Origin of the sequence: Clostridium felsineum DSM 794 (genome assembly GCF_002006355.2) — a bacterium.
Lineage (GTDB): Bacteria > Bacillota > Clostridia > Clostridiales > Clostridiaceae > Clostridium_S > Clostridium_S felsineum.
Window position 1 is genome coordinate 1,196,380 of sequence record NZ_CP096980.1, and the last position, 24,665, is coordinate 1,221,044.

Genomic DNA, 24,665 nt, shown 5'->3' on the forward strand with positions numbered 1-24,665 from the left:
TTGTAGTTATGACTTACGTAGTTACTTGGATTATTTGGGGAATAGTGTATCTATCCTATATTAGGGTTATTAGTAAATCTATATATAATGAAGATTTTAGATTGCTTCTAACTTTAGGTGCGTTTATTCCAACCACTGTTTCCATATTTTTTACGGGATTTCTACATAAAAGAGAAGGTATAAAAAAATTATTAAATCGATTAACTAAATGGAAATATAATTTTATTTATTATATATTAGTCATATGTTTTTATCCATTTATATGCTACATTGTGGTTTCAATTTATAAGTTTTTCGGTTGCTTTAATTTGGATTCTACTAGGATTATTAGTTGTGATTTTTATAGTTTTTGATATGCTTAGAGATAAGAGGAGTATAAACAATTAACAGTTGAGTTTTGTGAATAGCTCAACTGTTTTTATCTATCTGAATTTTTTTATCAAATATTTTAAAATTAATCTTATCAATAACACAATAATTTCTAATATAAATAAGCAGCCTAGGATTAACCAGGTAATAATAAAAGTCTTTGATTTACCATAATAAAAACATGATAAATATGAGGTAGGATGCCAACTAGTAACATGAAAAATTGGAACTTTATATCCATCGCCATAGATATCTGTGGTTCCTACTATTTTACCTTCTATTATATATCTTAAATTTTCATCCCTTAAGGCATTAATATCTATAGAGTTTAAAGGAATATTTCCAGTTAAACCAAGTTCAGAGGTATCGATTTTGGCTCTACCTTTGAAAAGCTTGGATACAGAAGAATGGCCCTTAATAATTCTATATGGTGGTCCAGTTATGAATTGCTCTTCAACTAATAATCTATTTTTATTAAAATCACCGGCTACCTTTTCAGGTATTTTTACAGGTAATACTGAAGTTATTATAAAAGCAATAGGTATGATAAGTAGAAGTATTGTTTTTTTCGTATTTATTGATTTAGTTTTATTGAGTCTTTGTTTCATTATGATCCTCCAATATAAAAAAGTGCATTTTAAATTATATCATATGAATTGATTTAAGTAATTTAAATTTATATGAAGGGTAGTATTGTGGTTTATGATAAATATATATCAATTTATAAAAATATATTTCATTATATAATGTTTATATTTATAATAAATATAAACATTATATAATGAAATAAAAACGTTTGTGTTTTGAAAATAATATTTATGGTTTATTGTTGAAGAAGGAAAAAATAATATATACAAAATTTATTTAAGGACTGATAAGATTGAGTAAAAGATATTTAAAAGAAGAAGTAGAGGAACTAATAAATAGCAATGAAATGTCGCTGATATATTTTGAAAGTGATACCTGTGGTGTATGTAAAGTTATAAAACCAGGTGTAAATGAAATTTTAAAGGAGTATCCTAATATTAAAAGCCTTTTTATAAATGTAGAAAGTAATATAAAGTTGGCAGCTTCTTACAATGTATTTACACTTCCAGCTGTCATTGTATTTGTAAATGGAAAGGAAGCTATAAGGCAAGCACGCTATATAAATTTAGATGAGATAGAAAGTAATATTGATAGATACTATAAATTTATTAATGAATAAAAGTAACTTAAAATTTTTCGTCGATCCTGTGGAGTTTGAAAATGCACGGGATCGACGATTTTTTAGTTTGTAGTGTAATAGGATTTTTGGATTGATCTTTCATTAATTCTGAAGAAAATTTCTAAAAGTTAATTTTTTAGAATACCTCGTTTTAAATAATTTTAGCTAATCTAAAGTGATAGAAGTGTCATTATTAGGTTAGTTATTTATTTTTTGTTAAATAGTAAACTAAGAGAAAATAATAAATTTGATAAATTAAAGGAGATAGTACTGTTTTATCCCAGAATATAGTGTGTAGTAAAAATATGATAAAAAACAAAAAAATAAATTTTATGTTAAAATTTATAAGTGAGGTGATGGTGTTGAAAGAGAGTACATATTATGTGGTTAAGATTGATATTGGTAGTAAGCAAAAGTACATATTCAGAAGCAATGTTCTAAAAGAAATAATAGGAGCATCAAAAATAATAAAATATGTTTCAGAAGAACTTGGTATAGATATATTGAAAAATATGGATTTATCATATGAGGAATTTAATATTAAGAATTTTAATAAAAAAAACATAGGACATAAATTGTTTGCAGCGGGTGGCAATTCTATGTACATATTTTCTGATGAGGATCAAGCTATAGAATTTAATAAAAGATTTAGCAAATATGTAATAGAAAAATTTGATGGGTTGGAATTACTTATAGTAATGAAGAAATTTGATTTATGTCATGAAAAAATAATTAATTTATATGATGAGATAGAAAATGAATTAACTAAAAAGAAAGGGAAAAGACAAAATCAATTTAAGCGAATAGGCTATGGGCTAACAGAACTTTGTAAAAGTACAAGAAAACCTGCAATTAAGGTTAAAAGATATGAAAGTGAGGAAGTTTATATTTCTAAAGAAGCAAATGATAAATTGAAATTCTATGCTGCTGTATATAATGATTGTAAATTAGATTATTATATTATAAATTCGGATAGTGATAAAAAGAATTTTATAAAAGAACATAATTTAAAGGATATGAGTAAATTCCCAGATGAGATTGAAGATATAAGTTGGAACAAAGATAAAAAAGGTGGATATATTGGAGTAACTTGTATAGATGGAAATGGTATGGGTAAAAAAATTCAGAGTTTTAATGGGAGCTTTAAATATTTAGATAGAAATAATTATTTTGAAGAAAACATGAGGTATATAGAAGAATTTAATAAATTAACAAAAGATATAAGTAATCGATACATAAATGCATTTGAAGAAATGGTTAATGAGCTAAAAGATAATTATAAATACTATTCAGAAAAAATAGGTGGACCCGAAAAAGAAACAATTCCTTTAAGACCAATAATTTTGGCTGGTGATGATATAACATTTATAAGTAACGGAAAACTATCAATAGATATAACCAAAAATTTTATAAAAAAAATATCCAATGAAGAAATTTTGTTCAAAGGAGATGGAAGTAAAGAAAAATTAACGGTTGGGGCTGGTGTAGCTATAGTAAAAGAAAAACATCCATTTTTTAGAGCTGTAAAAATTGCAGAAGAATTAGAAGAAAATTCAAAGAGAAAATTAAAGAAAATTAAAGAAAAAGTTGAAAAGTATGATGCATCAATAATTGACTGGCAAATTGAAAGAGGAAACATAATGGGTGAACTTTCAGAAATTAGAAAAGAAAAATCCATTGAAAGTAACAGAGATGAAATATTAGTAGGAAGACCATATATAATTGACGGAACAAATATTAATAATATAAAAATGGAGAATCAAAGTACCCAAGAAGATATAAAGAAGTTTATAGAAAATATCGTGAATTATAATTTTGATCATTTTGAAAATATATTGAAAATGATTTGGTATAGAAGTGGTAAGAGCAATATAAAAGGAGCATTTAGAGCTATGAATTCAAGTGAGGAAGAGTTTAAATTGTTTGCATTAAAATACAATTTAAATAAAATACTCAATGTAAATAATAAAGAAAAATCTAATGTATATATGAATAAGCAATTAATATATGATGCGGTAGATGTTATGGATTTATACACATATGTGAAAGGAGAAAATTAAAATGTTTAAATATCCAATCACTATAGAGTTATTATCAGAAACTATATTAGGAAATGGAGAAGCCAAAAATGGAGTTGTAAATACGGAAATTCTCTTAGATAGAAATGGATTCCCTTATTTCTTGGGAAAAACTTTCAAGGGCAATTTAAAGAATGTTGCTGAAGAAGTTTTAAAGCCTTCATATGAAAAGGATTTTGATAATATAGTTAAAAGTTTATTTGGTGATTATCAAAACGAGGGAGCTTTAAAGTTTACTAATTTTTATTTGGATAAGGATATTAAAGAAGTATTTTCTAATGATAAAAGCATTGTTATGCAATGTTTAACGGATATAAGGTATTCTATAAAAATTAATGGACAAGGTGTCGCAGAAGATAAATCATTAAGAGCAACAAGAGTATTAAAAAAGGGATTAGTTTTTGTAGGATTTATAGAGAGTGAAGAGAAACTAGAAAAAGAGAAGCTTAAATTTATTAAAAATGCAATTCAGGGACTTAAGCATATAGGTATACATAAAAGTAGGGGAAAAGGAAATGTTAAAGTAAGTTTATTAGAATGTGAAAATGAGGGTAGTACAGAAGTGAAAAATATGCCTGAAAATGACTTTGATTATATATTTTATGAAATAAATTTAGACGAACCAGTTAAAATAGGGGATAGTCAGGCAAAGTATGATTATGAGGAAAGTAAACTTTATATAACTGGATCATCTGTTAGAGGGGCTGTAATTAGTAAGTATAATGAAAAAGACAAAGACTTTAATTCCATAATTAGGCAAGTTAGATTTTATGATGTATATCCAATATTTAAAGATAATTTAAAAAAGTATTTTTCATTTCCTACTCCCAATATATTCAGAATAACTAAAGAAAGAGATAAATCAAGTTCAAGGGAGTATTTAGCAGAGGATTTTTCAATAATTTTCAATAATAATTTAAATGATAATAATGTACGTAAAATTAAAAAATTGAAAAAAGGAGCTTTTTCTTATTGTTCAGAAAATGTTTTATATCAATTTAATGTGAAAAAGGAGTTTAGATTTCATCATTCTAGAGAAAAAGATAAATCAAATATATTTAGGTATGAAGCTATTGGTAAAAATCAAGAATTTTATGGGATAATAGATGTTTCTAAAATAACGTTAGAAGAGAAAAAAGAGTTATATAAAAAAATATTAGAAAATAGGACTTTATATTTAGGTGGTTCTAGAACTGGTGGTTATGGAAAAGTTAAGATAACTAATTTAGAGTCGGTTAAAGATTTTAAGAAACTAGATGATAAATTAGGATATTTAAATAAAGATAAATCAGAGCAAAGTAATATGTATATTTATTTTTTATCAAATACAATATTGAGAGATGAAAATCAACAAATAAGTAGTTCTTTTGATAAAAATTATTTAAATAAAGAGTTGAATACAGATTTTGATGAATATGAATATGAAATTGAACCTACTATAATTACTGGTTTTAATTCAAAGTGGCAAAGTAATTTACCTCAAGTATATGGAGTAGAGGCTGGAAGTGTAATAAAACTAAAAAAAGTAGAAAATTTTGATTATGAAAGTATTAATAAATTTATAGAAAAACAGCATGGAGATAGAATATTAGATGGTTTTGGAAGGGTATTTGTAAATCCACAATTCTTGAAAGCAAAAAAAATTGTATATAAAGATATGATAAATAAAGATGATGAAGACTATTCTCAATCAGGTACAGTTACTAAAGATTATATTAATGATTTAAAAATGAGAATAAATGAAGAAAAGACAAAACTTAAAATTAAAAACTATATATCAAGAAATCAAGTTGAATTAACATTAGATAAGACTCAAGCTAATAACATTGTAGCGAAAATGGATTCTATATTAAAAACTGAAGGCAATTATTTAGATGAACTTAAAAATTATATTAATGAAATAAAAGATACAACAGAAAATAATTCTAAAAATGAAATTAAGGAGAAAATATTAAATCAAAAGATTTTTGACAAATATGATTTTAATTATATTAGTAGAATGGAGTTGGCTAATATAAAGGAATTTATTAGATGTAATATTGATAAGAATATTAATTTTAATATAAGCAAAATATTTATTACCCTAATTAGAGAAGCTTTTTATTATTCAATAAAGCAGAAGAATGAAGGTGAAATATAGTGGATGTAAATAAAATAAAGCAATATTTAGTTAGTTTGAAAAATATATCACCATTTAGGATAGGTAATGGAACAGAAGGAAATGATCTGCTTTTAGTAGACAAGCATGCGCTAATTAATGGAACGTCTATAGCAGGTGCTTTCAGAAATTTTTTAGAGAATAGAAAAAATGATATATTCAGCAAAGTATTTAGCAATGATGGAGAAATATCTTGTGTGTATTTTTACGACTCATATTCATTTGAAGAAATAAAGAATGAAGATTTAAGGTTAAGAGATCATGTGAAAATTGATTATAAAAGTTCAACTTCATTAGGAGGATGCTTGTTTAATAAGTATCACATATCTGAAGGAAAACATTTTGATATAGCATTTGAAATACGAGCTTTTGAAATGAAAGAGGAAATTTATGGTGAACTATGCACTCTTATAGAAGATTTTATTTATTTACTTTCAGAGGGAAAGATAACTTTAGGCTCTAATACAACTTTCGGGTTTGGGGAATTTGAAGCTGTTGATGATCTTTATGAAAAAGAATTTGATTTATCAAAAAAAGAGGATTTAGAAGAATATCTTAGCTCAGAAAAAATAGAAAAGAAAAATTTAATAAAATCAAATAAAAGAGAAGTAGAATCTGAAGAAATAGAAATAAAGTTTAAGGGATATTGTGAAGATGGACTTATTGTTAGAGGAAAAGTAGAAAAAGAATTAGTACAAGGAAAAAGTGATACCAAAAAAAGTGTACAAAACTCTTATTTTGAAGGTGGGTTTTATGTAATTCCTGCATCAACTATAAAAGGAGTTGTAAGAAGTTATATAAGCAAGATATATAATACTCTAAAAAAAGAAGATTTAGGTGATCTAGAGGAGATATTTGGAGGCCAAAATAATGAAAATCAAGATAAAATAAAGGGAAAAGTTGTTTTTCATGATGTAAAACTAAAAAAAGAAAATACTCAAGTTTATAATAGAATAAAAATCGATAGATTTACTGGTGGGGTGTCAGAAGGAGGGGTATTTTCTGAAAAATTAGTAGTATCAAATAAGAATAATCCTATAGAAATTAAAATTACTTTAAAAGAAGAAGACAACAAAGCGTTAGCACTTATAATATTAGCATTAAGAGATATAGGATTTGGTTATGTATCCATAGGAAGTGGCGATGGTGTTGGTTATGGTCTTTTAAACGGAATAAGTATAGGTATAGATGGTAACAAATATAAGAAATGTAAAGTACATTTTGAGAATAAAACAGAATTAGTTGGAGATCTAGATATATTTGAAGAGATTATTTCAAAGGAATTGGGGTGATATTTGTGGAAAAATTAGAAATAAATAAATCAGAAGTTGAGAAAATATGTTTAGAAAATAATTTTAAATATGCATGGATAAATACATACAGCAATCTATATTTATCAAATGTTAAGGAAATAGATAACTTTTATTTTTTAGATGATTTAATTGAAGCTAAATTTTTCAATGAAATCAAAGAAGCATCAATAATTAAAAATGATGACGAAAAGTTTTCAGTTGTTATTTTTGATTCAGAAGGTAATAATGATTTTGTTGAAGAACAGCAAATTTTACAGAAACATAAAAGTCCATTTAAAAATGAAAATGACAAATTAGTTATAAGGCATTTTTTTAAGTATGATGATGACGGACAAGCATATGTTTATTATACGAAACTTTGTGATATAAAATGTGATATAAAAAAGGAAGGTGAAAAGTGATGGAAAATTACGCATCAGCACCGTACAATTTTATTCCTTTTCCTAAAAGTGTTGTTTATAGACACTTTATAGAAGGATGTATAGAAAATGAGGATAAAACAAAGTTAAAAGCCAAAGGCATTAATGAACTTGTTTATCATGATAAGTTTTATAGTAATCTTAAAACAGGGTATATTGATTATAAGATAACTACAGAATCGCCTATGTTCATTGGTGATGGTAAAGGAAACTTTTTTAAGGTTAACAATGAATGTACAATTCCAGGTTCTACAATGAGAGGAAGAGTACGAAGTAATGCTGAAGTGCTTTCTTGTGCATATCCTGAATTTATAAATGATAAAAAAATGTGGTATAGAGCTCCGTTTTCCAATGGAAAAGATGTATTAAAAATATTATATAATAATACCTTGTTTTCAAAACCAAAGAATCCGAAAATAACTGATAAAGTAAAGGCAGGATATTTAACTAATAAAAATGGAAAATATACGATAATACCTGCTGTTGAAGATGAAAAGGGAAGAAGCTTTAGAGATATAAATGAAGGGGAATTAAGAAAAAGATTTAAGAAATCAGGAGTTAACGATAGATTAGTTAATTATATGTATCGACTAGACAGAAGAAGTGATTTATGGGATGAAGTTTTGAACTTGAAATTTGAGAAGAAGAGATTAAAAACAGAGCTTAAGGAAAAAATAGAAAGTAAGGTAAAAGAAGAGATAACCAAAGAAGAAAAATGTTTAGAAAAAGCAATACAAAGTAAAATTGATAATATAGCTGATAATATAGCAAAGTTACTTCAAAATAATGAAGTTAAAAAATATGAACCATATTATAGAACTATTGATTATGAAATAAACGTGAAAAATAATCAATTAAATATTAAATATATAAAAGAATTTAACTACAATAAAAAATATGGTGTACTTATGAATTCGTCTAAGGTAAATGGTAGTAATAAACAAAATCATTATATAATATATAAACCAGATGAAGTTAAAAGAAAATTACCAATAAATCATAGCTTGAAAGTTAGCTTTGATACTAGTATAAAATATATAAAAAATGTTTCAAAAAAATTTCATTTGCCGGATAATAATGAATGCATTCCTGTATTTTATGTACTAGATAAAAAAAATGAAGAAGTTCAATCATTTGGATTTACACCATATTTAAAGGTAGCTTATGGGGGATCTGTTTCAGATGGAGTAAAAGTTAATCAGGAATATAAGGGAAAATGTATAGATTATATTCAAGGTATATTTGGATTTGCAAATTTTAAAAGTACGAAAGGTGAAATTTCTTATAAGGGAAGAGTGAAATTTACTAATGCAAAACTTAAACAAAATAAAGGGGAGATGGATAAGATATTTAAAAGTCTTATGAATCCTAAGATAAATTCTTTTCAAATTTATTTAAAACAAGATAAAAATGATATAAGAAGTTTAAATACTTATGAGAAGGATTTTGAACTTAGAGGTGAAAAATTTTACTGGATGCATGATAATGTAAATATAGTAGATGATTTTAAAACTCAATTAGAAAAAGTTAGAAGTGATAATAGTAGATATAATACACATAAAAGGGAACCACAAGAATATCAATTTGCAAAATTAAAATCAATTAATTCAAAATCAGAATTTATAGGAAGAATATATTTTGAAAACTTGGATTATGATGAACTTGGTTTGTTGCTTATGGCATTAAATCCCTATGATAAAGCTGTAGATAATATTGGACAAGGCAAACCTTATGGCTTTGGGAAAATAAAAGTAGATATAGTTGCAGTTAAAGAACTTAAAATGTCCAATAGATTTACAAAATTAAATTGTAGTGCTTGTGAAGAAGATATAGATATTGAAGGATGTAAGCAAGCTTTTGAAAATAACATGGAAAAAAATCTTGGGTGTGATTTAAAAGATACTGATATATATAAATATTTTTGTTTGAGTAAAAATGATAAGCAAATTCCGAAAGATAGTGAACTTAAATATATGGAGTTAGGAGATTTTAAGGAAAGAAAGGCTTTAAGACCAATAGAGGGTTATTTAAAGCAATATGAGGAAAGGGAAAAATTAGCAGAAATGCCGGCAGTTGATTTAGAAGATGAAAGATTTAGAGAATATGTAGCAAGTAAATTTGAGTCAAATGATAGGATTAAGATTAGTAAAGGAAGAAAATAAAATTATACATTTTATATTGAATTTTAATGAGGATTATAAATATAAAAGAAAAATAAAAGGTAAAGGTGAGAATGCAAATATGGATAAGGAAGAAACATTAAAAAAACTTTACGAAAATTATAAGAATATTGAGAAATGTGTAGTTGATCAACTATTTTTAGATACTCCCAATCATCAATTAACAGCAGGAACTTATAGAGAAGAAGTGTGGAAAGATTTATTTGAAAAAATTATCCCTAAAAAATTCTGTATAGATCAAGGAGTTTTTATTATTGATTCTAATGGTAATATATCAGATGAAGTAGATCTCGCAATATTTGATGAGCAATATACTCCATATATATTTAATTATGGCAAGATAAAATTCATACCTATAGAAGCAGTGGCTGTAGTGATACAATGTAAAAGTGTAGAACTTAAGACTAAAGATTTAGGTGAGTGGATTAAAAGTATAGACAAGCTCACCACATCATTAAATTCTATTGTAAGGGTTATGCCTGGATTAGTTGATAATAATATAGAAAATGAAAAAAACACTAAATCACAAACATCAACTAGACCTATAAGAATATTATGTTGTATTGGTAGAAATGGAGAAATAAAAGAAGCAGCTATTAATATGTTTGACATTTGTCTTTGTGTAAATAAGGATAAAAATTCTTTGAAAAAAGTAATTAAAAATGAAAGTGATACATATTATCAATGGTATGAATCATTAAATCATTATAAGGTAGAGCGTTTTGGAAATAACATGCAGTTATATCAAGATAAGAAAAATACAAAAGGAAAAGATATAAAAACGAGTCTTTTGTCGATTAAAATTGTAGATAATAATGAAAATGAAAATGTAATACTTTCTTTAATATTTCAACTAAATCAACTTTTAATGCTTATAAATAATCCGATGTTATTTCCACATGAATCTTATGCTACATTGTTTAATAATATTGGTAAAAAGTTTGATTAGCAAAAAAGTTTTATAAAGTATATTTAGAAAGTTGGCGGAAAATGAGACTAACAATAAATTTTGAATTTGAAAAACCTCTAAGATTACCACAACAGTACAATCATATTGTTCAAGCGGTTATTTTAAACTGGTTAAGTGATGAAAATTATCAAAAATTTATACATGATTTTGGATATAAAGTTGGAAATAGAACATATAAACTCTATACTTTTTCAAGACTTCAAGGTAAGTTTTTAATAGATAGAAATGAAAAAACAATAACATATGAAGATAGAGTAAAACTTGAAGTTGCAGCTCAGGATGATAAATTTCTTTCATATTTAGCTAATGGTATAATTATGAGTGATGAGGTAAGGCTTGGTAATAATATAGTTCACGTAAAGGATATAAAATGTGAAAAAAATGTTCTTGAATCTGGTGCTAAAGTCTATACAAAATCGCCTATTGTAATATATAGTACCTTTGAAAATGAAGATAAAAAGAAAACTTATTATTATAGCCCATTTGAAAATGAATTTTCAGAGCTTGTAAGAAGAAATTTGATAAAAAAATATGAAGCTGCTTTTGGCAAGATGCCATTGGATGATAGTTTTGAAATAAAGGCTGTAAAAAATTGTAAATTAAGAGAAAAGGTAATTGTCTATAAAAGTACAGTCATAAAGGGTTGGAATGGTGAGTTTATTTTAAATGGTTCTAAAGAACTTATAAATGTTGGATATAATTCTGGTTTTGGATCTAAAAATGCTCAAGGATTTGGATGTATAGAGAAATGTATTGGGCGTGACTAATATTAAAAAATGTGACATTACTAATGTTATTTAATTTATCGTCGACCCTGAGTAGTGTAAAAACACCGGGGGGTCGACGATTTTTTAGTTTGTAGTGAAATAGCGGGTTTGGATTGATTTTACATTAATTCTGAAGAAAATTTGTAAAAGTTGATTTTTTGAAGAAGCTGATGTATGCTATACTTGATGGGTTTTTAGAGTACCTATAAGGAATTGAAACTGAGTGTGGCGCACAAGGCTATAATGCAGCAGAAATAGTTTTTAGAGTACCTATAAGGAATTGAAACATCTCTTCAAATTCTTCTTTTGAATCTACACAAACGTTTTTAGAGTACCTATAAGGAATTGAAACTTCCATAAATATTTTAATAGTCTAATATTGGAAAAACTGTTTTTAGAGTACCTATAAGGAATTGAAACGCATATTCTACTATTTGAAATCCACCTTTTACTTCTGTTTTTAGAGTACCTATAAGGAATTGAAACTGTAAAAACATTAATCAAATGTAATAAAATACAATAAGTTTTTAGAGTACCTATAAGGAATTGAAACATTCATCTATGGTCATATTGTTAAATTCATAGCTATGTTTTTAGAGTACCTATAAGGAATTGAAACTTATTATAGCACCCATTGCCCCTTGTAATCGGCTATGTTTTTAGAGTACCTATAAGGAATTGAAACTTCACCTTCATATCTAGTTATTTCATAGATACTTCTAGTTTTTAGAGTACCTATAAGGAATTGAAACGAAAAAGAAGGGAAATTTAATAGAGGTATTTGCATCAGGTTTTTAGAGTACCTATAAGGAATTGAAACCTTGCAGATAGGATTAATGGTGGAACTTTAAGTTAAAGTTTTTAGAGTACCTATAAGGAATTGAAGCTTGTGGTAAAATAAAGAAAGAGGTTGGATGTGGTTATAGAAGGATAATGGACTCCGTCCAAGCCTCTGGTAGGATTAGAAGGATAATGGGTCTGACAACCCAAGCTCCTAGTAAGATTGCTTTCAGAATAACGATTAGAAAATTTTAAAATGATAGAATAAATAAGAATTAAGAGATAAATAAATCTAACTTAAAATTTGTCGTCGACCCTTAGTAGTGTAAAAACACTGGGGGGTCGACGATTTTTTGGTTTGTAGTAAAATAGCGGGTTTTGATTGGTTTTTCATTAATTTTGAAGAAAGTTTGTAAAAGTTGATTTTTTGAAGAAGCTGATGTATGCTATATTTGATGGGGGTTTTTAGAGTACCTACGAGGAATTGAAACTTATATCATTTGTAATTAAATTCTTAGCTATTACAGTTTTTAGAGTACCTACGAGGAATTGAAACCAGATTTCCAATCAGTTCTTTTTATCTTTCTCCTTGTTTTTAGAGTACCTACGAGGAATTGAAACAATATTACTTGCATTTCAGCATCCTCACAAATATGATGGTTTTTAGAGTACCTACGAGGAATTGAAACCGAGCAAAGTCCGCATTAAAACCTATTGTAGCCATGTTTTTAGAGTACCTACGAGGAATTGAAACTTAGTAGTATTATTTAAACTAGGTGTATTATTACTGTTTTTAGAGTACCTACGAGGAATTGAAACATAGCCTAAATATTCCTTTATTGTGCTATACTTATTGTTTTTAGAGTACCTACGAGGAATTGAAACAAGTATTAGTATTTTCTTGCTGTGTAGGTTGTTGAAGTTTTTAGAGTACCTATGAGGAATTGAAACCCTCCAAAACAAATATTACCGTCACCAAACACATTTGGTTTTTAGAGTACCTATGAGGAATTGAAACTGTGGGTGAAATGAAGAAAGATATTATATGAAGTTATAGAAGGATAATGGGTCTGGCGACCCAAACCCCTGGTAGGATTGCTTTCAGAATACCTATAAGGAATTAAAACCGCGGGTGAAATGGAGAAAGTGGTTGAATGTGGTTAAAGAAGGATAATGGACTTCGCCCAAACTCCTAGTATGATTGCTTTTAGAATACCTATTATTATATTTTGATATATTTCAATTTAAAAAATTAAAGAATTAAGATATAAATAAATACAGCTTAAAATTTATCGTTGACCCTGAGTAGTGTAAAAACACCGGGGGATCGACGATTTTTTAGTTTGTAGTGAAATAGCGGGTTTGGATTGATTTTACATTAATTCTGAAGAAAATTTGTAAAAGTTGATTTTTTGAAGAAGCTGATGTATGCTATACTTGATGGGGTTTTTAGAGTACCTATAAGGAATTGAAACACACTTGCATTTAAACTAAGTGTCTTAATAAATGTTAGTTTTTAGAGTACCTATAAGGAATTGAAACATAACTTCTCGTTCCAACATTCCATATTCCACAGCTATGTTTTTAGAGTACCTATAAGGAATTGAAACTTTTCTAAGCTAAGAGTACTTGCAAAACAACGACATGGTTTTTAGAGTACCTATAAGGAATTGAAACTTGAATTCTATTTGTTCATATGAACAGCCATCTATGTTTTTAGAGTACCTATAAGGAATTGAAACTGTGGGTGAAATGGAGAAAGAGATTGAATGTGGTTAAAGAAGGATAATGGACTCCGTCCAAGCCTCTGGTAGGATTGCTTTCAGAATGACGATTGGCAACCTTTAAAATGATAGAATAAATAAGTAAGAATTAAGAGATAAATAAATAAAACTTAAAATTTGTCGTCGACCATGAGTAGTGTAAAAATACTGGGGAGTCGACGATTTTTTGGTTTGTAGTAAAATAGCGGGTTTTGATTGATTTTGCATTAATTTTTAATATAATTTGTAATAGTTGATTTTTTGAAGAAGCTGATGTATGCTATATTTGATGGGTTTTTAGAGTACCTATGAGGAATTGAAACACGCAATTCCTGTGTCACCATCTTTGGGAGTGCTGGAGTTTTTAGAGTACCTATGAGGAATTGAAACCATCTACTTCTACCTTTAAATATACTATAGCTTTCATGTTTTTAGAGTACCTATGAGGAATTGAAACGATGGAACGGATTTAGGTAATGGAACTTGGATGTTTCAGTTTTTAGAGTACCTATGAGGAATTGAAACATTAATGTTAAGATTAATTACATTCGTTTATCTTCGGTTTTTAGAGTACCTATGAGGAATTGAAACTGTAAATGCAGATAAAAAAAGACTATATAGAAATTGTTTTTAGAGTACCTATGAGGAATTGAAACATGCAAGTGCTACATGCATTAGACACGAAAGGTATAAAGTTTTTAGAGTACCTATGAGGAATTGAAACAGCTTCCCATAATTGTTCTTTTCTCCTGAAGAATTTGTTTTTAGAGTACCTATGAGGAATTGAAACAATTCTTTTTGGATTTTTTCTCCATCTAACCAAATCAGTTTTTAGAGTACCTATGAGGAATTGAAACCAAGTTTTAAAAGTATTGTACCAGAAGCTTTATCAATGGTTTTTAGAGTACCTATGAGGAATTGAAACATGTAAGGGGGGTCTAAAGTAATGAAACCTAAAGTAGTTTTTAGAGTACCTATAAGGGATTGAAACGCAAAAACGAAAGTACTGCTCCAGTTCGGGAAAACGTTTTTAGAGTACCTATAAGGAATTGAAACAATTTACCATCATACTTATGTGTGCACTTTGATCTTATGTTTTTAGAGTACCTATAAGGAATTGAAACCTGTAGGAAATGAAGAAAAGGTAGAATGAAGTTATAGAAGGATAATGGACTCCGTCCAAACCTCGTGTAGGATTAGAAGTATAATGGGTCTATCGAGTCAATTTCTTAGTATGATTCTATACAAATACTGTGAAGCTGTGTTATGATGATATAAAGTAAAAAAAGGTTGGAGAGTGAATGAAATGTGTAGGCTAAACCCAAAAGTTGACTTTGCATTTAAGAAGCTTTTTGGCAGTGAAGAAAATAAAGATATATTAATAGCATTTATAAATTCAATAATAGATGAAAATGAGCAGATAAAGGACATAGTATTAAAGAATCCATATAACATAGCAGATTATAGAAATGGAAAAATGACGATTTTAGATATAAAAGCGGTGGATGATAAGGAAGTATGGTATGACATAGAAATGCAGATATCGCAGCAGGATTTTTTTGATAAAAGAGCACTGTATTATTGGTCAAAAGTGTATTCGAGTCAAATAGAAAGTGGAGAATACTATGAGAAATTAAGGAAGACCATATCAATAAACATACTGGATTTTAATTACCTAAATGATAAAGAATTTCACAATGAGTTTAAAATATATAACACGAGAACTTTAAAAGAATTTTCAAATTTATTTGAAATGCATTTTATAGAATTAAATAAATTTGATAAAGATTATAAAGAATTGAAAACGAGCTTAGATAGATGGATAGCATTTTTAAGTAGAGCATATGAACTTGATAAAGATAGTATACCAGCAGAACTTGCAGAAGATAGAGAGGTAAAAAAAGCAATAGAAAAACTAGATATAATGTATTTAAGTAAAGAAGAAAGAGAAGTATATGAGAATGATTTAAAGGCATTGATGGATTACAAGGCTCAGATAAAAACAGCTGAGAGAACTGGAATAGTTAAAGGGAAAAAAGAAGGAATTAAAGAAGAAAAAATTAATACTGTGAAAAATTTATTAGCTATGAGAATGGATGATGATTTTATAGCTAAAGCAACGGGTTTAGATAAAGAAAAAATTGAAGAGATTAGAAAATTAAGAGATAAATAGATGAACTTAAAATTTGTCGTCGACCCTGAGTAGTAAAAAAATACTCGGGTCGGGGATTTTTTAGTTTGTAGTAAAATAAAGATTCTAGATTGACAATATGTAACTAAACTGACATAGTGCCTTTATATACGAGGAAATATCAGTAATATAATGTATACCTTCCTATAAGTAAGTTTTAAATAGAATAGCTAAATTATAAAAAATATTGCATTTTATTTAAATAAATGGTAACATATAGAAAAAGATATTGAAAACAAGTCTACCTAGAAGGAATTTAAATTTGTAAATTTAAAATATGCATGCTTTATTTTTTAGAATACCTAAAAGGTTTATTATATTTTGCAAAAAGAGAATAAAAAACTAAATTATAGATAATAATAGTATTGTCTTTTAAATTTAATACAATATAGGTATTTTTAAATAAAATATAACCTTATTGTAAATTTAAAATATACATAATAAAAATAATTATGATAGTGACACATTAAAATGCCAAAAGAGGTGGGGCTTTGTGCTTGAAGGTATAATTCAAATAGGAAATTCAATGCTCTCTGATGGAAGCGATATGCTTTCAAATTTAATTAAAGATGTCCCTTTAAAAAATAAAAAACAAAAACAAATGCATGTTTTAAAATTTTGTTTTGACACAGAGAAAATGGAATTTAAATTAGATATAAATGAAGAAATTGATAATAGTACAGCAGAAAAATATTTATTTATAGGTTCGGTAGATGGTCCAGCATCTCCTCAATGGTTTGCAACAAGTAATTCATATCTGTATCACATAACTGAAACTTTTTCTAATTTGGCTAAAATTGATTTGGGAGAGAAACTAAATAGTAAAATAAAAATTATATGTGACAATTTTTATGTGGATTTGGGAGAAAAATTCAAACCCAAAAATAGATATGTTTTGAATTATAAAAAATTTGGAATTAGTGAAGAAGATATTATAGATACTTTAAATAAAATAGAAGAGGAAGAGGCTCAAACAGAAGAAAAACAAAGATATAAAAATATAACTTCAAAAATAAAGAAAGTGTATTCTAAAAAGTTCGAAAATTATGTCAAATCAGAGTTAGATACAAAAAAAGATGAAATAGGTATTTACACTATTGTTATAGATGGAACGCCTTTAAGTGAGTTTAAAGAATATAGAAAGCAGATTTTAAATAGTAAACAGAGCAGAAAGAAGAGTAAGAAAACTTTGGGGTTTTGTAGTATGTGTGGGGGTAGTGATAGTTTAACATCAGATTTATCTAAAATGAAAATAAAATATTACACTACAAATCAAATTATATTTGCAAGTGAACTTAATAGCTATGATAAAAATATGCTTCTATGCAAAGATTGTCTAAATAAACTTATGGCAGGAGAAAATTATATACAAAACAAGCTAAATACAAAAATTGTAGGCTTTAATGTATATTTAATTCCACATTTTATACTAGGAGCACCGATAAATAAAGAACAATTGGATAAGGTATCGGATAAGCTTGAATATTCTTTTAATACAGCTAAGAATTTAAGTGGTGTAGAGGAGTTTAAAGGTGAAATTGAAAATATAAAAGCCATAAATGATGAAGATTCATATTTTTTAGTAAATATAATGTTTTATAAAAGAGCAAATCAAGCAACTAAAATTCAAAAGTTGATAAAGGATGTAAATCCATCTGTATTTGAAAAAATTGTAACAGTATCTTATGATATGCTTCGCCTAAGTAAAAAAGTTATGGGTATAAACTACAAATTAAAAATAGATTTGCAAACATTTTATTTTATGACGCCAATTAGGCTTAAAAATTCTGAACCTATGAATTTTAGAAAACTTCTTCAAATATATGATGCAATATTAACTGGGGGAAATTTGAAATTAGAGGAATTTATAAAGAGCGTTATTTTGTGCGCAAAAATACAATTTTTTGATGAGCAAGGATATAATGTGAATAGCAAGGCAGGTATATATAATACAATACTTAAATCAAATTTTTGTATAATATTTTTGAAATATATGGGATGTATAAAGGAAGGGAAAAAAATGGAGGTTTCTGATTTAAAGTTAAGTGACGAAGGTTTAAAAGGATACATAAAAGAGATGGGATATGGGCAGCAGCAAAGTGCCATGTTTTTGTTAGGATGTCTTATAGGTAAGATTGGAAATGCTCAATATAAAAGAATGGGCGGGGATAAGAAGCCAATTCTTAATAAGTTAAACTTCGGGGGAATTGATAAGAGTAAGGTTATAAGACTTAGTAACGAAGTGTTTAATAAATTAATTCAGGAAAAGATAAGAAATTACAATGAAGTAATTTTTTCAGAATATAAGAGGCTTATGGATGAAAATTCAAGTTCATGGAAGTTAAATAAGCATGAAAATTTGTTCTATATCTTATCAGGATATAGTTATGAAACTACAAAGGCAATGCTCAATAGTAAGGGAGGAAAAGAAAATGAACAATAGTGAAATTTTATATTTATATGATGGAAAGCTTACAAATCCAAATGGAGATCCAGATGAAGAAAATAGACCACGTATGGATTATGAAAGGGAGATAAATCTTGTTTCTGATTTAAGAATGAAAAGATATGTTAGAGATTATTTTTTAGATAGAGGGTATAAATTATTTGTGTCAAAGGTAGGAGATAAGGCAGTAACAGCAGAGGGAAGAATAAAGGATCTTGGAAGTAGTGATGTTGATACAATACTAGAAAATCTTATAGATGTAAGACTTTTTGGTGCAACAATTCCTATAAAAAAGGATAACAAAAATTTCATAGGACCTGTTCAGTTTAACTGGGGATATTCTTTAAATAAAGTTGAGGTTTTAGAATCAAGCATAACTTCACATTTTGCAACTGATGAAAAAAATACACAAGGTGCAATAGGAAAGGACTATAGGGTTAAGTATTCCTTTATTGCTTTTAGTGGAGTTATAAGTGGAAAAAGAGCAGAACATACAAAATTAAAAGAAGAAGATGTTGAACTTTTGGATAAAGCAATGAGATATGCTATACCAGAGCTTGCTACTAGAAGTAAGATTGGACAGTATCCGAGACTTTATTTGAGAGTTGAATATAAGGATAATGAAACTATACTTGGAGATTTAAGAGATTATTTGAAGTTTTCTTGTGAAGAAGAGAGTGTAAGAGATATAAAGGAAGTAAGTTTAGATATAACAGAGCTTATACATTTTCTTTATAAAAACAAAGATAGAATTTCTAAATTATATTATTTTGCAGATGAAAAGCTTAAATTAATTATTGACGGAAATAAAGTGGATTTTAAGGAGGCATTCAGTAGTTTTACATTAAATGAAGTAAAGTAGGGTGAAGAGTATGGATTTATTGGTATTAAAATTAAAAGGCAAGTTTGCACACTTTAGGAAGTTCTACACTAATTCATCTTCACTTTCTTATTCGGTACCTCCAAGGACTACTATTGTTGGTTTGATAGCAGCTATTTTAGGATATGAACGAAATAGTTACTATGAGGTTTTCTCAAAAGCAAATCTTAATGTAGCCATAAAAAAAGACGGGTCTATAAGAAAAATAATGCAAAGCTTAAACTATATTAAAGCTACAAGTGCTGCTAATATATATGAACCCAAAGAACATACACAAATACCAGTGGAAATTTTAACTGGGGACAATGGAATTAAGTATACTATTTATGTAAGTATCAGTGATAAAGCTCTTATGGATGAATTAGAATATAGAATAAAAAATAATAAATATGTGTATTGTCCATATTTTGGATCAGCACCGTTTAATTGCATTTTTGAATTTTGTGAAAGAGTTTATGTAGAACAGGAAAAAAGTATAGATGTAATTGATATATCTACTCTTGTGAATTCAAAATACATAGTTGAGGGAAGTATAGACATATTTGAAAGTGAAAATCTAAAACTATTAAAGGAAAGAATGCCTGTTGAATTTCTTAATGATAGACAAATAGGAAATATGGCGTCATATATTTACGATGAAAATGGTAATCCATTAAAATTAAAGCTTAATACAGAATTTATAAGACTTAAAGATGAAAATATAGTATTTTTGTAGGAGATGATAAATTGAAATTTTATTCTCATCCGGATAAGCTTGTTTTGGAACATCTAATTGAAGTTAATGAACTTTCTCAAAAATATTGTGATAAAAAGTATGCTAAAGCAGAAGAAATTTTAAGTTTTACTCATGATTTTGGAAAGTACACTACTTTTTTTCAAGAATACATTAAGAGTAAAAATAAGACCAAAAATCAACTGAATGGTCATGGATTTATTTCAGCATTATTTGGTGCATTTATTGCTCTAGATGTTTATGAAGATATAATGCCAGTAATTATATATAATTCAATACTTCATCATCATGGAAGTATAAAAAGTGCATATGTAAACCTACCTAAAAGTTTTAAAAGAGAAGTTATAGATAGAGTTGATCTTATGGACAAAATTGACAATGCACTTGAACAAATAGCTGATATTGAAAAAAATAAAGAGTTTATTGGAGATGATTATAAAAAAATAGGATATGGGGATTATTTTAATACATTCATAGAACAAAAGCCTTTTGAAAAAATATTAACTAAGCTTAGAAAATTGCAGTATGGTTTTGAGTATAAGAATGATAGTGAAAAATATTATTTTGTAAGTCAAATGCTTTATAGTTCCCTTATTGCTGCTGACAAAATTAGTGCCGCTAACCTAAAGCTTTCTGAAGTAAAGTTTGCAAGTTTTGAAATCTTAAATAAATCTAAAAATGAAAGATTTAAAGATAATGCAGAGGAAAAGGTAAATCTAATCAGAAGTAAAATATTTAATGAAGTTCAAGAACAAATTAAGCTTTCATATAAAAATAATAAAATTTTTTCAATAACCTCGCCTACAGGGACAGGTAAAACCTACTGTGGTTTTTTTGCCGCTTTAAAATTAAGAGAGCTTTTAGGTGATAATAGAAAGATTATATACTCACTTCCTTTCACATCAATAATAAATCAGAATTACTCCTCCATATATTCTCTTTTTGAAAGTATAGATAATTTTGAAAACGAAAGTAGCGAATATATTATAAAACATCATAGCCTTGCAGATGTTGATTATAATAGTGAATATGATGATTATACAAAGGTTAAGGCTGAAATGTTAATAGAAAATTGGAATAGCGGTATAGTGATTACAACATTTGTTCAACTTCTTCAAACTTTAATTGGAAATAAAAATAGGATGCTTAAAAAATTTAATGCTATAAGAAAATCAATAATTATATTAGATGAAGTTCAAGCAATAGATATAGAATATTTAAAGCTTGTAGAATTTATTTTAACAGCAGCTAGTGAATATCTTGATTGCAGAATAATAATGATGACTGCAACAAAACCGCTTATGCTTTTAAATTCGGTTGAACTTTTAAAGGATAATAAAAAGTATTTTGATATGTTCAATAGAACCTCTATTATTCCAAGACTTAATCCAATTAAAATACATGATTTTGTGGAGGAATTTTATGAAAATATGGAGGAAAAATCTTATCTTGTAATATGCAATACTATATCACAGTCTTTAAAAATTTATAATGAACTTAAAAATAGTGGGAGAATAGTTTTGTATTTATCAACTAACATTTTACCATGCCATAGAAAAGAAAGAATAGATGAAGTAATATCACGATTAGATAAAGGTGAAAAAATAATACTTGTGTCAACTCAAGTTGTTGAAGCTGGTGTGGATTTTGATTTTGATGTTGTTATAAGAGATATAGCACCTATTTCTTCTATAATACAGTCTGCTGGTAGGTGTAATAGAAATGGTAAAAAGAAGATTGGAAATGTATATATTTATGCTATGGTTGATGATAGTGGATCATATTATAGTAAAAGAGTTTATGGAAAAACTTTAATAAATATAAGTATGGAGCTTTTGAAGGATGAAAAAATTATAGAAGAAAAAGAGTATTTTGAACTTGTTGCAAAGTATTTTAATGAGGTTGATAAGTATAAAAATCAGGATGTCTCCTTTGAGTTTGAAAAGTCAATTATAAAAATGCATTTTAGTGAAGAGGACTATAGTATAGATAAGTTTTCACTTATAAAAGAAAAAGATAATTATGTTGATGTGTTTTTTAGAATTAATGATGAGGCTGAAGAGGTTTATGGAAAACTTTTAGCTGCACTAAAAATTAAAGATATTGAATTGAAGAGTGAAAAAATGCTTGAAATAAAGAGCAGCATTAGAGAATATATTTTATCTATTCCAGTTAAGCATATTGATAGAGTAAATGATAAAGAGGATTTAATTTTGAATCTTCCTGAAAGTGCATGTGAAGTATATTATGACAATAAGACTGGATATAAAAGAGAACAGGAAGAAGATTTTTTTGTTATGTAGAGGTGAGATTGTGGAAATTAACGGAACTATGCTGTGGTATTATAATGTATGCAAACGTGAAGTATGGCTTATGTCTAGATCAATAGTACCAGATCAGCAGGATGAAAATATAGATTTAGGTAGATTTATTCATGAGCGTACATATAAAAGAAACAATAAGGAAATAAGCTTTGGTAATGTTAAATTTGATGTTATTTTTAAGTCGAAAAATAAGATAACTATCGGTGAAACAAAGAAGTCTTCAAGGTATGCTGAAGCTTCAAAATGGCAGCTTATATATTATTTAAATGAGCTAAAAAATGCAGGAATAGAGGCAAAAGGTGTCTTACTGTATCCAGAAGAAAAAAAGCGAACTGAAATAGAATTAACAGATGAATCAATTAGTAAGCTTTCAGGAATGTGCTTAGATATAGAAAAGATATATACTGAAAATCATCCTCCGGTAGCTGTTAAGATAGGCTTTTGTAAAAATTGTGGATATAAAGAGTACTGTTATTCTTAAGGAGGGTAAGTAGTGAAAAAGGATATTTATATTTTTAATGATGGAGATTTAAAAAGGAAAGACAATACTGTATATTTTGAAAGTGAAGGAAAGAAAAAGTATTTGCCAGTAGAGGAATTAAACAATATTTGGGTGTTTGGTGAAATCAATTTAAATAAAAAATTTCTGGATTTTGTGTCTCAAAAGGAAATATGCATACACTTTTTTAATTATTATGGATATTATACAGGAACTTTTTATCCAAGAGAGCATTTAAACTCTGGATATGTAATTTTAAAGCAAGCTGAAAATTATCTTGATTATGAAAAGAGAATAAAAATAGCTAAGATGATAATAGAAACTGCTGTTGAAAATATAATTATAATTTTAAAATATTATAATAGTAGGGGAGTAGAGCTTGAGGTTGAAATTACAGATATGGCAGAAAAGAAAGAGCTTATGGAAAATTGTAAAACAGTAGAGGAACTTATGGCTGTTGAAGGAAATATGAGGCAAGGTTACTATGGATGTTTTTCAAAAATAATAAAAAATCCAGAATTTGAGTTTAAAGTAAGGAGTAAGCGCCCTCCACGTGACAAAATAAATGCTTTAATTAGTTTTGGAAATTCTATGATGTATACAACTGTTTTGGGTGAAATATATCAAACTCAGTTAGATCCAAGAATAGGCTATTTACATTCAACTAATATGAGGAGATTTTCTCTTAATCTTGATATTGCTGAAATATTTAAACCTATAATAGTGGATAGAACTATTTTTTCGATTCTTAATAGAAATGAGCTAACGGAAAAGGATTTTGAAGCTGATCTTAATGGTATAATGCTTAATGAGAGAGGGCGAAAAAAGTTTATTGAAGAATATAATAACAAACTGTTAACAACAATAAAGCATCCTAAAATAGGAACTACTGTAAGTTATAAGCGCATAATAAGACTTGAATTATACAAGCTTCAAAAGTATATTACAGAGGATGAACCGTATGATGGTTTTATTGCGAGGTGGTAGTTAGTGTTTGTGATACTTGTTTATGACTTTGGTGAAAAACGTGTTGGTCGTGCACTTAAAATATGTAGAAAATATTTAACGTGGGTACAAAATTCTGTTTTTGAAGGAGATATAAGTGTAGCAAATCTAAAGAAGTTAAAGTATGAGCTTTCTGATATTATGATGCCTGGTGAGGATTCTATAATAATATATACTTTTAAAAGTACAAAGTATTCAAAGCGAGAAGTACTTGGAGTTTCTAAAAATAAGCAGGATATATTTTTATGATTTTAAAATTGTTTATACAGTTAAATGAAAATTTCTCGTCGACCCTGAGTAGTTTAAAACACTGGGGGTCGACGATTTTTTAGTTTGTAGTAAAATAGGGAGTTTAGATTGATTTTTTATTAATCTTTGAGGAAATGTGTAAAATTTGATTTTTTAAGAAAGCTGATGTATGCTAATTTGATGGTTTTTTAGAGTACCCATAAGGAATTGAAGCTTGTGGTAAAATAAAGAAAGAGGTTGGATGTGTTATAGAAGGATAATGGGTCTGGCGACCCAAACCCCTGGTAGGATTGCATTTAGAGTACCTATAAGGGATTGAAACTGTGGATGAAAT

Annotated in this window: 17 protein-coding genes and 4 CRISPR repeat arrays; of the genes, 16 read left to right on the top strand and 1 reads right to left on the bottom strand. The window is 27.4% G+C overall.

Features of this window, described 5'->3' with window-relative positions; all coding sequences use genetic code 11:
- Positions 1-422 precede the first annotated feature (422 nt).
- Positions 423-977 (bottom strand): hypothetical protein, encoded by a 555-nt coding sequence (locus CLFE_RS05660; RefSeq protein WP_077893527.1) that lies wholly within the window; start codon positions 975-977, stop codon positions 423-425.
- 272 nt (positions 978-1,249) lie between these two features.
- Here CLFE_RS05660 and CLFE_RS05665 point away from each other — a divergent pair, with 272 nt between their 5' ends.
- From CLFE_RS05665 to cas2, 16 genes are all read left to right on the top strand, one after another.
- On the top strand, positions 1,250-1,576 hold the full coding sequence (locus CLFE_RS05665) for a thioredoxin family protein (protein WP_242951624.1): 327 nt from the start codon (positions 1,250-1,252) through the stop codon (positions 1,574-1,576).
- Positions 1,577-1,938: 362 nt separating this feature from the next.
- The gene (locus tag CLFE_RS05670) at positions 1,939-3,636 is read left to right on the top strand and encodes a Cas10/Cmr2 second palm domain-containing protein (RefSeq protein WP_242951623.1); all 1,698 of its coding nucleotides are present in this window, start codon (positions 1,939-1,941) and stop codon (positions 3,634-3,636) included.
- Between the two features lies 1 nt (position 3,637).
- Positions 3,638-5,794, top strand: a complete 2,157-nt coding sequence (locus tag CLFE_RS05675) for an RAMP superfamily CRISPR-associated protein (RefSeq protein ID WP_077893526.1) — start codon at positions 3,638-3,640, stop codon at positions 5,792-5,794.
- Entirely contained in the window at positions 5,794-7,104 is a 1,311-nt protein-coding gene (locus CLFE_RS05680; protein WP_077893525.1) for an RAMP superfamily CRISPR-associated protein, read from the top strand. The genes CLFE_RS05675 and CLFE_RS05680 overlap by 1 nt, the downstream gene beginning before the upstream one ends.
- Positions 7,105-7,109: 5 nt before the next feature.
- Entirely contained in the window at positions 7,110-7,526 is a 417-nt protein-coding gene (locus tag CLFE_RS05685; protein WP_242951622.1) for a hypothetical protein, read from the top strand.
- On the top strand, positions 7,526-9,706 hold the full coding sequence (locus CLFE_RS05690; RefSeq protein ID WP_077893524.1) for a TIGR03986 family type III CRISPR-associated RAMP protein: 2,181 nt from the start codon (positions 7,526-7,528) through the stop codon (positions 9,704-9,706). Before CLFE_RS05685 ends, CLFE_RS05690 begins: the two co-directional genes overlap by 1 nt.
- On the top strand, positions 9,672-10,673 hold the full coding sequence (locus tag CLFE_RS05695; protein WP_250944732.1) for a DUF6602 domain-containing protein: 1,002 nt from the start codon (positions 9,672-9,674) through the stop codon (positions 10,671-10,673). Before CLFE_RS05690 ends, CLFE_RS05695 begins: the two co-directional genes overlap by 35 nt.
- Before the next feature lie 41 nt (positions 10,674-10,714).
- Positions 10,715-11,461: a CRISPR-associated endoribonuclease Cas6 gene (cas6, locus tag CLFE_RS05700; RefSeq protein WP_077893523.1), complete on the top strand. Its 747-nt coding sequence runs from the start codon at positions 10,715-10,717 to the stop codon at positions 11,459-11,461.
- A 190-nt stretch (positions 11,462-11,651) separates the two neighbouring features.
- Positions 11,652-12,349: direct repeats of the CRISPR family, unit length 30 nt; unit sequence GTTTTTAGAGTACCTATAAGGAATTGAAAC.
- Between the two features lie 353 nt (positions 12,350-12,702).
- Positions 12,703-13,260: a CRISPR direct-repeat array (repeat unit 30 nt).
- Positions 13,261-13,686: 426 nt separating this feature from the next.
- Positions 13,687-13,984: direct repeats of the CRISPR family, unit length 30 nt; unit sequence GTTTTTAGAGTACCTATAAGGAATTGAAAC.
- A gap of 313 nt (positions 13,985-14,297) precedes the next feature.
- Positions 14,298-15,128: a CRISPR direct-repeat array (repeat unit 30 nt; unit sequence GTTTTTAGAGTACCTATAAGGAATTGAAAC).
- Positions 15,129-15,310: 182 nt separating this feature from the next.
- Positions 15,311-16,177: an Rpn family recombination-promoting nuclease/putative transposase gene (locus CLFE_RS05705; RefSeq protein WP_077893522.1), complete on the top strand. Its 867-nt coding sequence runs from the start codon at positions 15,311-15,313 to the stop codon at positions 16,175-16,177.
- Positions 16,178-16,688: 511 nt separating this feature from the next.
- Positions 16,689-18,638, top strand: a complete 1,950-nt coding sequence (locus CLFE_RS05710) for a TIGR02556 family CRISPR-associated protein (RefSeq protein WP_077893521.1) — start codon at positions 16,689-16,691, stop codon at positions 18,636-18,638.
- Positions 18,628-19,503, top strand: a complete 876-nt coding sequence (gene cas7b, locus CLFE_RS05715) for a type I-B CRISPR-associated protein Cas7/Csh2 (RefSeq protein WP_077893520.1) — start codon at positions 18,628-18,630, stop codon at positions 19,501-19,503. The genes CLFE_RS05710 and cas7b overlap by 11 nt, the downstream gene beginning before the upstream one ends.
- Before the next feature lie 10 nt (positions 19,504-19,513).
- The gene (gene cas5b / locus CLFE_RS05720) at positions 19,514-20,236 is read left to right on the top strand and encodes a type I-B CRISPR-associated protein Cas5b (RefSeq protein WP_077893519.1); all 723 of its coding nucleotides are present in this window, start codon (positions 19,514-19,516) and stop codon (positions 20,234-20,236) included.
- Between the two features lie 11 nt (positions 20,237-20,247).
- Positions 20,248-22,557, top strand: a complete 2,310-nt coding sequence (locus CLFE_RS05725; protein WP_077893518.1) for a CRISPR-associated helicase/endonuclease Cas3 — start codon at positions 20,248-20,250, stop codon at positions 22,555-22,557.
- A 10-nt stretch (positions 22,558-22,567) separates the two neighbouring features.
- A complete protein-coding gene (cas4, locus tag CLFE_RS05730; RefSeq protein WP_242951621.1) occupies positions 22,568-23,059 on the top strand; it encodes a CRISPR-associated protein Cas4 in 492 nt (163 codons plus the stop codon).
- Between the two features lie 12 nt (positions 23,060-23,071).
- On the top strand, positions 23,072-24,064 hold the full coding sequence (gene cas1b / locus CLFE_RS05735; RefSeq protein WP_077893516.1) for a type I-B CRISPR-associated endonuclease Cas1b: 993 nt from the start codon (positions 23,072-23,074) through the stop codon (positions 24,062-24,064).
- Positions 24,065-24,067: 3 nt separating this feature from the next.
- Positions 24,068-24,331 carry a CRISPR-associated endonuclease Cas2 gene (cas2, locus tag CLFE_RS05740; protein WP_077893515.1) on the top strand — a complete coding sequence of 88 codons (264 nt, stop codon included), beginning with the start codon at positions 24,068-24,070 and terminating at the stop codon, positions 24,329-24,331.
- The last annotated feature ends 334 nt before the right edge of the window (positions 24,332-24,665 follow it).

Coding starts and splice junctions, on each gene's coding strand:
- cas7b (WP_077893520.1), top strand. CDS start 18,628: ATGAACAATAGTGAAATTTTATATTTATATGATGGAAAGCTTACAAAT.
- CLFE_RS05660 (WP_077893527.1), bottom strand. CDS start 977: ATGAAACAAAGACTCAATAAAACTAAATCAATAAATACGAAAAAAACA.
- CLFE_RS05675 (WP_077893526.1), top strand. CDS start 3,638: ATGTTTAAATATCCAATCACTATAGAGTTATTATCAGAAACTATATTA.
- CLFE_RS05690 (WP_077893524.1), top strand. CDS start 7,526: ATGGAAAATTACGCATCAGCACCGTACAATTTTATTCCTTTTCCTAAA.
- CLFE_RS05695 (WP_250944732.1), top strand. CDS start 9,672: ATGATAGGATTAAGATTAGTAAAGGAAGAAAATAAAATTATACATTTT.
- cas5b (WP_077893519.1), top strand. CDS start 19,514: ATGGATTTATTGGTATTAAAATTAAAAGGCAAGTTTGCACACTTTAGG.
- cas6 (WP_077893523.1), top strand. CDS start 10,715: ATGAGACTAACAATAAATTTTGAATTTGAAAAACCTCTAAGATTACCA.
- CLFE_RS05705 (WP_077893522.1), top strand. CDS start 15,311: ATGTGTAGGCTAAACCCAAAAGTTGACTTTGCATTTAAGAAGCTTTTT.